The organism is Croceicoccus pelagius, from assembly GCF_001661915.1.
Taxonomy (GTDB): Bacteria; Pseudomonadota; Alphaproteobacteria; order Sphingomonadales; family Sphingomonadaceae; genus Croceicoccus; species Croceicoccus pelagius.
In genome coordinates this window covers 248831-260742 of the sequence record NZ_LYWY01000037.1, presented here as the reverse complement: position 1 = coordinate 260742, position 11912 = coordinate 248831, and the positions used below count along the sequence as shown (strand labels likewise).

Genomic DNA, 11912 nt, shown 5'->3' with positions numbered 1-11912 from the left:
TGCTGACCCTTATTCCGCTGCTTCGCTCTGCGCGGCGATGCGCTCGGCTTCCATGGCCTTGAGCGCGTTTTCGTAATCGCGCGGCATCACCTTGACGAACTTTCCGATCGCATTGTCGAAATCGTCTAGCAGAGCGCGTGCCTTGCTGCTGGTGGTGTGGAGGTGGTGACGTTCCAAGAGGACCTTGATGCGTTCGGCATCGTGGTACAGCGGATCGCCCATGCCCATGTCGTCGACCGAACGGCCGCGCTGCGCCGGACGGCCAGCGCCGTCGTCCTCGTCGCGGACGTTCTCAACCTTGCGCAGGTCCACCATCGCGGTGTTGCAGCGTTTCTCGAACGTACCGTCCTCGTCATAGACGTAGGCGATACCCCCGCTCATGCCCGCTGCGAAGTTGCGACCGGTCTGGCCCAGCACGAGGACCATGCCGCCGGTCATATATTCGCAGCCATGGTCGCCAGTGCCTTCGACAACGGCCACCGCGCCCGAGTTGCGGACGGCGAAACGTTCGCCCGCGACGCCGTTGAAATAGGCCTCGCCCGCAATCGCGCCATAAAGCACGGTATTGCCGACGATGATGTTGTTCGACGGATCACGATCCGCACCTTCGGGCGGACGGACGATGACGCGGCCACCCGAAAGGCCCTTGCCGACATAGTCGTTGGCATCGCCGACGAGGTCCAGAGTGACGCCGTGCGCCAGCCAGGCCGCGAAGGACTGGCCCGCGACGCCGGTGAGGTTCACGCGGATCGTGTTGTCGGGAAGTCCGGCGTGACCATACTTTTTCGCGACTTCGCCCGACAGCATGGTGCCGACGGTGCGGTTCACGTTGCGAACCTCGCGGTCGAGACGGACGCTCTCGCCCTTCTCCAGCGCAGGGGCGGACGCGGCGATGAGATCTTGGTCGAGTGCTGCCTCCAGACCGTGGTCCTGCGTCTCGGTCCAGAATAGCTCCTTGCCCTCGGGAACCTCGACCTTGTGCAGCAGGCGCGACAAGTCGACGCCATGCGCCTTCCAGTGCGTGACGGCCTTCTTCATGTCGATGCGATCCACGCGGCCGATCATCTCGTCGAGCGTGGCAAAGCCCATCTCGGCCATGATCTTGCGCAGCTCTTCCGCCACGAAGAAGAAGTAGTTGATGACGTGCTCCGGCTGACCGGTGAAGCGCTTCCTCAGTTCCGGGTTCTGCGTCGCGACGCCGACCGGGCAGGTGTTGAGGTGGCACTTGCGCATCATGATGCAGCCTGCCGCGATCAGCGGAGCTGTGGCAAAGCCGAATTCGTCAGCACCGAGCAGTGCGCCGATGGCAACGTCGCGGCCTGTGCGCAGGCCGCCGTCGACCTGGACCGAGATGCGCGAACGCAGGTCGTTGAGGAGCAGCGTCTGCTGGGTTTCGGCAAGGCCGATTTCCCACGGAGATCCCGCGTGGGTCAGCGAAGTCAGCGGGGACGCGCCCGTGCCGCCTTCGTAGCCCGAGATCGTGACGTGGTCCGCACGCGCCTTGGAAACGCCCGCGGCAACCGTGCCGACGCCCACTTCGGAGACGAGCTTGACCGAGATGCGCGCGACGGGGTTCACGTTCTTGAGATCGTGAATGAGCTGCGCGAGATCCTCGATCGAGTAGATGTCGTGGTGCGGCGGCGGCGAGATCAGGCCGACACCCGGAGTCGAGTGGCGGGTCTTGCCGATGATCTTGTCGACCTTGTGGCCGGGCAACTGGCCGCCCTCGCCGGGCTTTGCGCCCTGCGCCATCTTGATCTGGATGTCGTCGGCATTGACGAGATATTCGGTCGTGACGCCGAAGCGGCCCGATGCCACCTGCTTGATCGCCGAACGCATCGTGTCGCCGTTTTCGAGCGGGACGAAACGCTTCGGGTCCTCGCCACCTTCACCGGTGTTCGACTTGCCGCCGATCCGGTTCATGGCGAGCGCGAGCGTGGTGTGCGCTTCCCAGCTGATCGAGCCGTAGCTCATCGCGCCGGTGGCGAAACGCTTCACGATCGATTCGGCCGGTTCGACTTCGGAAAGGTCGAGCGGCTTGTCGGCCTTCTTCAGGTCCATCAGCCCGCGGATCGTCAGCAGGCGTTCGCTCTGCTCGTTGATCTCTTTCGCGAACTCTTCGTAATTGGCGAAGTTGTTGCCGCGGACCGCGTGCTGCAGGTTGCTGATCGTGCCCGGCGTCCAGGCATGATCCTCACCGCGCAGACGATACTGGTAGATGCCGCCGACATCGAGCTGGTTCTTGTAGATCTGGTCGTCGGAATACGCAGCCTTGTGTCGGCGCACGGTTTCCTCGGCGACTTCCTTCAGGCCGACGCCTTCGATCGTCGTCGCGGTGCCAGTGAAGTACGCATCGATGAAGCGGCTGGACAGGCCGACCGCGTCGAAGATCTGCGCACCGCAATAGGACTGGTAGGTCGAGATGCCCATCTTGGACATGACCTTCAGGATGCCCTTGCCGATGGCCTTGATGTAATTCTTCTCGACTTCCCACGATTCCAGCGGGGCTTCCTTGGCGACACGCATCTTTTCCAGCGTCTCGAAGGCGAGATAGGGGTTCACCGCTTCCGCGCCATAACCTGCCAGCACGCAGAAGTGATGCACTTCGCGCGCTTCGCCGGTTTCGACGACAAGCCCGGTCTGCATGCGCAGACCCTGGCGGATCAAATGCGCGTTGACCGCCGCCGTCGCCAAGAGCGCGGGCATCGCGATGCGGTCCTTCGACTGCGCGCGGTCCGACAGGATGAGAATGTTCTTGTCCTGCAGCACCGCTTCGGTCGCGGCCCAGCACATTTCCTTGATCGCCTGCTCAAGGCCGTCGGCCCCGGTGCTGGCATCCCAGGTGATGTCGATGGTGGCAGTACGGAAGGCGCCGTCCAGCATTTCCTCGACCGAGCGGATCTTCGCAAGATCGGCATTGGTCAGGATCGGCTGGCTGATTTCGAGCCGCTTGTGCGTGCCCGCGTCGCGGCCCAGCAGATTCGGGCGCGGCCCGATCATCGACAGCAGGCTCATCACCAGTTCCTCGCGGATCGGGTCGATCGGCGGGTTGGTGACCTGTGCGAAGTTCTGCTTGAAATAGTCGTAAAGCAGGCGCGAACGCTTGGACAGTACGGCGATCGGCGTGTCGGTGCCCATCGACCCGATCGGGTCCTCGCCCTTGAACAGCATGGGTTCGAGGAACTTGGACACGTCTTCCTGCGTGTAGCCGAAGGCCTGCTGGCGATCGAGCAATTCGCCCACGGCCATGCCGGTGTCTTCCGCCTCGGGCTCCAGCGGCTCGAGGTCCTCGAGCTTGTACTGCGAGTGGTTCAGCCAGTCGGCATAGGGCTCTGCATTCGAGAGCTCGGCCTTGACTTCCTCGTCCTCGATGATGCGGCCCTGTTCGAGGTCGATGACCAGCATCTTGCCCGGCTGCAGACGCCACTTGCGCGTGATCGTGCTGTCGTCGAACGGCAGGACGCCGCTTTCCGACGCCATGCAGACCAGGTCGTCGCTGGTCGTGCAGTAACGCGCCGGACGCAGGCCGTTGCGGTCGAGCGTGGCAGCGATCTGGCGACCGTCGGTGAAGGCAACCGCCGCGGGGCCGTCCCACGGCTCCATCAGTGCGGCATGGTATTCGTAGAATGCGCGACGGGCCGGATCCATCTCGTGGTTCTTGGCCCATGCCTCGGGGATGAGCATCATCATCGCGTGGCTGAGCGAGTAACCGCCGGCGAGCAGCAGTTCGAGCGCGTTGTCGAGGCACGCGGTGTCCGACTGACCATGCGGGATGATCGGCCACATCTTGTCGAGATCGGCGCCCATCAGCGGCGATTCCATCGTGCGGCGGCGCGCATTCATCCAGTTCACGTTGCCGCGAACGGTGTTGATCTCGCCGTTGTGCGCGATGAGACGGAAGGGCTGTGCCAGCTTCCAGCTCGGGAACGTGTTGGTCGAGAAACGTTGGTGCACCAGCGCCAGCGCCGACGTGCAGGCCGGATCGCGCAGGTCGTCGTAGAAGCTGCCGACCTGGTTGGCGAGCAGCAGGCCCTTGTAGACGATCGTGCGGGTCGAGAAGCTGGGCAGGTACAGTTCGGTCAGGCCCGGAAGGCCGTGCTTGATCGAAAGGTCTTCCAGCGGGTTCTGGACCTGCTTGCGGATGGCGAGGATCTTGCGCTCGAAAGCGTCCTGGTCCTTGCAGGGGCCGCCGCGACCGACGATCGCCTGGCGGATGACCGGCATCTGCTTGATAACGGTCTTGCCCAGGCCATCGAGCGTGGTCGGCACGTCGCGCCAGCCGATGAGATCCTGGCCTTCCTTGGCGATAAACGTCTCGAACCGCTTCACGACGAAGTCGCGGGCGGCTTCGTCCTGCGGCAGGAAACACATGGCGACTGCGTAGTCGCCCTCGGGCGGAAGCGTCTTGCCATTCTTTTCGGCCCAGCCGCGGAACAGCGCGTCGGGCATCTGAATCAGGATACCGGCGCCGTCACCCAGCAACGGGTCGGCGCCCACCGCACCGCGGTGGTCCAGATTTTCCAGAATGGTCAGGCCCTGCTTGATAATCGCGTTGGATTTCTGACCCTTGATATGAGCAATAAAGCCCACACCGCAGTTATCGTGTTCGTTGCGCGCATCGTAGAGGCCTTGAACCGGCGGAAAACCCATTTTCACCTATCCTGTCGGGGCCCGGACAACCATTATCCGGAAATAAAATGCGACTCAGTCGCCGCGAACGCGCAGCGAAATGGCGCATGGGAACCCCATGGCGATAGATTTGGATTTTTGCAACTGCACAGTAGACGAAAAAGGCGGCCGGGGCCCCCATCCCGACCACCTAGGCGATATTTTTCATGGCCTTAGCGGTTCGAAGGATCGACCCGCATCAGTTCCTCGAGTGCCTCGCGTAGGCGGAAATCTTGCGGTTTGCCTTTCGGAATCGCCCCCGGAGCACTGGTCTTGGCAAATTCCGAAGGCGGCAGCAGAGCCTCGCCGCGCTGGCCCTCGCCGCCGCGCGGCTGGTGGGTGCGGCCAAGGCCGATATCGGACAGCGAGCCATAACCGGCGCCGTCGTCCTCGGCCTCTTCCTCGTCGTCGCCAGCACCGTCGTACCAGTTTTCGTCACTGGGCGCGGCGAACCTGACGCGTGAATACTGGTCCGGTCCTACATCTCCGACAGGCTCCGAAGTCGGGGCCGGGGCCGGAGCAGGCATCATCGACGCGATCGGGGCCGGTTCGGGCATGGTAGCGTACTGCGGAGCGGACTGCGGAACAGCTTGAGGTGCGGGTTCCGGTGCAGGACGCACCTCGGCAACCGGCTCGGGGGGCGCTGCGGGTTCGGGCTCTGCGGTCGCGGTCTCGTAGGCCGGTTCAGGTGCGGGCTCGTAGACTTCTTCAACCGGCACTGCTTCCACGGCAGGCTCGGGCATCCACTCGGGCTCTGCCTCTGCTTCCTCGGGCCAAGGTTCGAAGTCGAGATCGCCCGATGCCGGAGCGTCGCCCCAGCCCTGCGCCGAGGCGACTTCGGCTGCGGGTTCCTCGACCGGAGCGGCTTCAGGCTCGGCCGGAAACGGTTCGGGCGTCGTCCATTGTGCGACAGGCTCGGCTTCGACCGGCTCCTCACCTGCCGATGCAGTATTCACAGGAGAGGGCTGCGCACGGACCGGGGGCGGAACGTCGCCAAACTCGGCCCACTCGTCATCGGCACTGCCGGCACTTTCGGGGCGTTGCGCTTCTTCGCGGTAGGCGAAGGCATCGTGGTGATCGTCATGCTCGCCGCCTGCGGGATCGGGATATTCGCTGGCGTGGGGATGCTCCAGCCCAAGCTCCTTGAACGATACCGCGACCGGCTTGGTCGGCGCAGCGTTCGGATCTTCGTAGCGGGGAACGGCGGAAACCTGTTTCTTCTCACCCTCGACCAAATGGCGGCGCAGGCGCGGAACGGCTTCGGCCGCGTCATGGCGGCTACCCGGTGCCTCGACCGGACGGTGGCGAAGCATTGCCGCGATCTGTGAACCGATGAGCAAACCGATGAGCCCGAACAGGCCATGCGCGGCCACGCGGGCCATGGTGAGATCGACGCTGCCCGAAAGGCCGAGCGCGGCGATCGAGCGCGTCAGAACCGCATCGGGAATAAACATGACAGCGGCCACGCCCGCAACGGCACCGCCGATTCGCAGCAAAAGGCCGACAATCTTCATCACAGCGTCCATCCGTCCTCTTTCGCAGGGTTTGCGAGAAGATGTCTTAAACGGACTTGGTAAATGCAGTGATAACGATGGGTTAGGTCTCGCGGTGACGGCGCAAGTTTCGCCGCCACCTCAACTCCGCGGCATCAGGCCGCCAGGATCAGGCGACGGCCTGCAACTTGCCGCGGCGGTGCTGTGCCATCCACTGCTCCGCTATCGGGGCAATGCTGGAACGCCACTTCGAACCGTTGAAGATGCCGTAGTGCCCGACTGCCGGGGCCAGGTGATAGAGCTTCTTGTCGTCCGGAAGGTTGGGCGTGATGTCCAGCGCCGCTTTCGTCTGGCCGACGCCCGAAATGTCGTCGCGCTCGCCTTCCACGCACAGGATCGCGGTGTCGGTGATCGCGCCCAGATCGACCTTCTTGCCCTTGTGGGTCAGCAGGCCGCGCGGCAGCAGGTATTCCTTGAACACGGCATTCACGGTCTGGAGATAGAACTCTGCCGTCATGTCGCAAACGGCGAGATATTCGTCGTAGAAGATCTTCGTCGCCTCGGCGCTTTCGCCGTCGCCCACGACGAGATGTTTGAACATCGCGTAATGGCTCATCATGTGGTTGCCCAGGTTCATCGACATGAAGCCGGCGAGCTGCAGGAAACCGGGATAGACCCGGCGTCCGGCGCCCGGATAGTGCAGCGGCACCGTCTGGATCAGGTTCTGCTTGAACCACGCCATCGGGCGCGAGGTCGCCATGTCGTTCACTTCGGTCGGCGCTTCGCGGGTGTCGATCGGGCCGCCCATCATGGTCAGCGTTGCCGGACGGCAGGGATTGCCCTGCTCAGCCATGATCGCGGTTGCCGCAAAGGCCGGGACCGAAGGCTGGCACACGGCCATGACGTTCGCGCCGGGGCCGATGAATTCGAGGAATTCGATCACGTAGTCGATATAGGCGTCGAGATCGAAGGTGCCTTCCGACATAGGCACCATCTTCGCGTCGGCCCAGTCGGTGATGTAGACTTCCGCGTTTTCGAGCATACGCTCGACCGTGCCGCGCAGCAGCGTGGCGTAGTGACCGCTCATCGGTGCGACGATCAACAATCGGGGCGGATCCTTGGGCAGGCCGTCGTGCGTGAATTTCTTGAGGTTCCCGAACGGCTTGTGCAGAACGTCGGCCTCGGCAACCTCGAAGGATTTGCCGTCACGTTCGACGCGGGTGATGCCGAAAGCGGGTTTGCCGCGCGGGGACGCGGCGTGCGCAAAGACTTCCATGGCAGAGGAAATCGCGGGGCCGAAACCGGTGTAGCCAAGCGGGTTGCGCGGGTTGCCGAGCCATTCGGCACCGACCGAAGCGGCAGCGCTCGCGCTGGACAGCCAGGCCTTCTGAAGCTCGTAGATCTGGTAGAGCAAACGTGGTCCTCCTCGTATCTCCTCCGCCACCAATATCGACCGTTGCGCCTCTCGTTGCAATGCACAAGATTATTTTGCAGCCGCGAGAGAGACTTGACCTGCCGTAATGGGCAACGCCGGTGAGGATTAGACCCCAGGGGCACTTGGCCCTGCCTCGCCTTTGGGCTAGGCCCCGCGCCATGAGCGGGAACAGGCGGCGCAAGTCGCGCCAGGACACACCGGCGGAAACCAGCGGCAACGACGCGCCCAAGGCGAAAAGCCTGGGACCCTTGCGCCTGCTTGCCGATGCCGCGCGCAAGTATCCGGGCGTGGTCGGTGCCGCGCTGGTCGCATTGATCATCACTTCTGCAGCGACGCTGGCCATCCCTTCCGGCTTCCGCCTGATCATCGACCGGGGTTTTTCGGGCGAAGGGGATATATCCCGCTGGTTCCAGTACCTGCTGCTGATCGTCGTGATCATGGCGGTGGGCACGGCGTTCCGATTCTATTTCGTGTCATGGCTGGGCGAACGTGTCGTCGCGGACTTGCGCGTGAGGGTGAACCGCCACCTGATGGCGATGCCGCCCGCGTTCTATGAAGTGAACAGCCCATCCGAAATCGCATCGCGCATGACGGCCGATACCGCGATCATCGAACAGGTGGTTTCCAGCACCGTTTCGGTCGCGCTGCGCAACCTGCTGATGGCCATCGGCGGCACGGCCTACATGTTCTATCTCGCCCCCACGCTCAGCGCATGGCTGGTGCTGGCGATCCCTTGCGTCGTCCTGCCGATCATCTGGTTCGGCCGCAAGGTGCGCAACCTGTCGCGCGCCAGCCAGGACCGCATCGCCGACGTCGGCGCGATGACCAGCGAGGTGCTATCCTCGATGCAGATCGTGCAGGCTTTCAATCAGGAAGACCGCGAACGCGACCGCTTCCGCGGTGCCGTGGATCGCAGCTTCGAAGCGGCCAGCAAGAGGATCAAGGTCCGCTCGGTCCTGACGTTCGTTGTCATGACGATGATCTTCGGCGCGATCACGCTGCTGCTCTGGAAAGGTGCGATCGAAGTTACGGCAGGCAACATCAGCGGCGGCACGATCGCGGCCTTCGTCATCACCGTCGGCCTTGTCGCCGGTGCGTTCGGTTCCTTGACCGAAGTGTACGGCAGCCTGTTGCGCGCCGCGGGTGCGGCACAGCGCATGGGCGAACTGCTGGACGCGCGGCCCACCATTGCCGCGCCGGAACGACCGCAGGCCCTGCCGGTGCCGCCGCGCGGGCAGATCTCGTTCCAGAACGTCACGTTCCGCTATCCCGCCCGACCCGAGCGTGCGGCGCTTGAGGATTTCACGCTCATCATCGAACCGGGCGAGACCGTCGCCGTCGTCGGCCCTTCGGGCGCCGGCAAGTCGACCCTGTTCCAGTTGGTCGAACGGTTCCGCGATCCTCAGGCGGGCAACGTGCGGATCGACGGGGTGGACCTGACCCGCGCCGACCCCGCCGACATACGCGACCGGATCGCGCTGGTGCCGCAGGAATCGGTGCTGTTTGCGGCGACCGCGCGCTACAACATCCTCTACGGCAAGCCCGAGGCAAGCGACGAGGAAATCTGGGAAGCGGCCCGCGCCGCCAATGCCGAGACTTTCCTTCGTGACTTGCCCGAAGGTCTCGACACCTTCATCGGCGAGGCCGGGGCGCGTCTGTCGGGCGGCCAGCGTCAGCGTATCGCCATTGCTCGCGCCCTGCTGCGCGACGCGCCGATCCTGCTGCTGGACGAGGCGACGAGCGCGCTCGATGCCGAGAGCGAACGGCTGGTCCAGTCCGCGCTCGACCGGCTGATGGAAAACCGCACCACGCTGGTCATCGCGCACCGGCTTGCCACGGTTCGCGCCGCCGATCGCATCGTCGTTATGGACGAGGGCCGCATCGTCGAGACGGGCGATCACGACACGCTTTCCGCTGCAGGCGGGCTCTATGCGCGCCTTGCCCGGTTGCAGTTCGACGATCCCGTGGCCTGACGTTTCGACGGCACCAAGCACCTCACATCGCCGGAAACCTTCCCGCAAGCCTTAACGCAGGCTTGCGAAAACGGGCGCTTGACCCATCTACAGGTGCAGTTCATCGATAAAGTTACAAAAGAAACCGACGAACGACATCTGCAACGCTGCGTGCGGCGCTATGACGCTTGGCATTGGAACAACGAACGGAACTGCACCCCCTTATGACACGGAAACTGCTTATCGCCGGTTGTTCGGCACTCGCATTCGCTCTCACCTCCCCCGCAATCGCGCAAGATACCTCGGAAGAGACCATCGCCGCCGCAGAGGCTGCCGACTGGGGCGCTTTCGGTGTGCAGACCCAGTACATGGACACATCGGTTGAGCCGGGCGACGACTTCGACGCCTACGTCAATGGCGAGTGGATCAAGACCACCGAAATTCCTGCCGACAAGACGAGCTATGGCGCCTTCAACCTTCTGGGCGACCTGTCCGAAGCTCGCGTGCACATGATCCTGAAGGAACTGGCCGCAGGCACCTGGGAAGCAGGCTCGGACGAAGCGCGCCTTGCCAACGCGTATGCCGCGTTCATGGATACCGATGCGATCGACGCAGCCGGCCTTGCCCCTGCGCAGCCCTATCTGCAGACGATCTATGCCGCGAAAACGCCCGCCGACCTCGTCAAGCTCTTCGCGACGCCGGGCTATGCCTCGCCCATCGCGCCCGCCGTCTTCGCCGACATGAAGAACAGCGACGTCAACGCGATCTACTTCTTCACCTCGGGTCTGGGCCTGCCGGACCGCGACTACTACCTCAAGCCGACCGCGACCAACCTCGAGGCGCAGGCCGAGTACAAGAAATATCTTGCCTTCCTGCTCGGCAAGGCCGGTTACCAGAACCCCGAAGAAGCGGCCCGTGCGGTGTATTCGCTCGAAGTCCGCATGGCCCAGGAAGACTGGAGCCAGGAAGTCAGCCGCCAGCGCGACCTGACCTACACCCGACTTGAAGCGAACGAGCTGGCAGAACTTGGCCCCGACGGCCTGATGACCCGCTTCCTTGCAGACATGGGTCTTGGCGACCTGCCCTACGCCGTAGTGTGGCAGATGCCGCCGACGCAGGAAGAGCTGGACGCGGCCGGCATCGACGCCGCCGAAGCGGCCGCCAACATCGGCGGCGGCGTTCCGGCCGTGCTCGACATGCTGGAAACGGTTCCGGTTTCAACGTGGCAGGCGTGGCTCGCCGCCAAGTTCCTGTCGAGCCATTCCGAAGTCCTGCCAACCGACATCGCCGACGCGCGCTTCGACTTCTATGGCCGCACCCTGCGCGGCCAGGAAGAACAGCGCCCCCGTTGGAAGCGCGGCATCGACGCCGTCGAAGGCCAGATGGGCGAACTGCTCGGCAAGATCTATACCGAGCGGTACTACTCGGTCGAAGAGAAGGCCAAGATGGAAGCGCTGGTCGCAAACCTGCGCACCGCGATGGATGCGAACCTCGACGATCTTACGTGGATGGGCGCGGACACCAAGGTCGAGGCCAAGGCCAAGCTCAACGCTTTCATGCCCAAGATCGGTTCGCCCGACGAGTTCGAAACCTATGAAGGCCTGATGCCGACTGCGAACGATCCGCTCGCCAACGCGATGATGGCGTCGCAATGGGCCTTCGCAGACGAGATCAAGAAGGTCGGCCAGGAAGTCGATCGCGGCGAATGGGGCATGTTCCCGCAGACCGTGAACGCCTACTACAACCCGACGCTGAACGAGATCGTCTTCCCCGCAGCCATCCTGCAGCCGCCGTTCTTCAACGTCGAGGCGGACCCCGCCGTCAACTACGGCGCGATCGGCGCGGTCATCGGCCACGAAATGGGCCACGGCTTCGACGATCAGGGCGCCAAGTCCGACGGCGAAGGCAACCTTCGCAACTGGTGGACCGACGGTGACAAGGCCAACTTTGAAAAGCTGCAGGACGCTCTTGCCGCACAGTACGATGCCTTCTGCCCGTTCGATAACGGCGAAACCTGCGTCAACGGCCGCCTGACCATGGGCGAAAACATCGGCGACCTCGGCGGCCTCTCGCTCGCCTATCGCGCCTACCGGCTTTCGCTGAACGGCGAGGAAGCACCCGTGATCGACGGTTACACCGGCGACCAGCGTTTCTTCATGTCGTGGGCACAGGTGTGGCGTTCGAAGATGCGTGAAAAGCGCATGCGTGAACTGCTGGTCACCGATCCGCACTCGCCGCCGCACTACCGCATCAACGGCATCGTCCGTAACTTCGACGAATGGTACAAGGCATTCGACGTGAAGCCGGGCGACGACCTCTATCTTCCCCCGGATGAGCGCGTTCGCATCTGGTAAAGTAATGGAC

At 63.7% G+C, this 11912-nt stretch carries 5 protein-coding genes; 2 read left to right on the top strand and 3 right to left on the bottom strand.

What is annotated here, in order from left to right:
* Window positions 1–9 precede the first annotated feature (9 nt).
* The 3 genes from gltB to A9D15_RS10645 all read right to left on the bottom strand — a co-directional run bounded on the left by gltB (window position 10) and on the right by A9D15_RS10645 (window position 7575).
* Window positions 10–4650: a glutamate synthase large subunit gene (gene gltB / locus A9D15_RS10655; RefSeq protein ID WP_066765055.1), complete on the bottom strand. Its 4641-nt coding sequence runs from the start codon at window positions 4648–4650 to the stop codon at window positions 10–12.
* 191 nt (window positions 4651–4841) lie between these two features.
* Window positions 4842–6182, bottom strand: a complete 1341-nt coding sequence (locus A9D15_RS10650) for a hypothetical protein (protein ID WP_156521743.1) — start codon at window positions 6180–6182, stop codon at window positions 4842–4844.
* A 148-nt stretch (window positions 6183–6330) separates the two neighbouring features.
* Window positions 6331–7575, bottom strand: coding sequence for a polyhydroxyalkanoate depolymerase (locus tag A9D15_RS10645; RefSeq protein ID WP_066764740.1), 1245 nt, complete (start codon window positions 7573–7575; stop codon window positions 6331–6333).
* A 179-nt stretch (window positions 7576–7754) separates the two neighbouring features.
* Between A9D15_RS10645 and A9D15_RS10640 the strand changes: the two genes are divergently transcribed.
* Together A9D15_RS10640 and A9D15_RS10635 are read left to right on the top strand one after the other, a co-directional pair.
* On the top strand, window positions 7755–9569 hold the full coding sequence (locus A9D15_RS10640; protein ID WP_066764737.1) for an ABC transporter transmembrane domain-containing protein: 1815 nt from the start codon (window positions 7755–7757) through the stop codon (window positions 9567–9569).
* 203 nt (window positions 9570–9772) lie between these two features.
* A complete protein-coding gene (locus tag A9D15_RS10635; RefSeq protein ID WP_066764734.1) occupies window positions 9773–11902 on the top strand; it encodes a M13 family metallopeptidase in 2130 nt (709 codons plus the stop codon).
* The last annotated feature ends 10 nt before the right edge of the window (window positions 11903–11912 follow it).

Excerpts from the sequence above, each read along its gene's own strand:
- gltB (WP_066765055.1), bottom strand. The coding sequence starts at position 4,650 with ATGGGTTTTCCGCCGGTTCAAGGCCTCTACGATGCGCGCAACGAACAC.
- A9D15_RS10650 (WP_156521743.1), bottom strand. The coding sequence starts at position 6,182 with ATGAAGATTGTCGGCCTTTTGCTGCGAATCGGCGGTGCCGTTGCGGGC.
- A9D15_RS10640 (WP_066764737.1), top strand. The coding sequence starts at position 7,755 with ATGAGCGGGAACAGGCGGCGCAAGTCGCGCCAGGACACACCGGCGGAA.
- A9D15_RS10635 (WP_066764734.1), top strand. The coding sequence starts at position 9,773 with ATGACACGGAAACTGCTTATCGCCGGTTGTTCGGCACTCGCATTCGCT.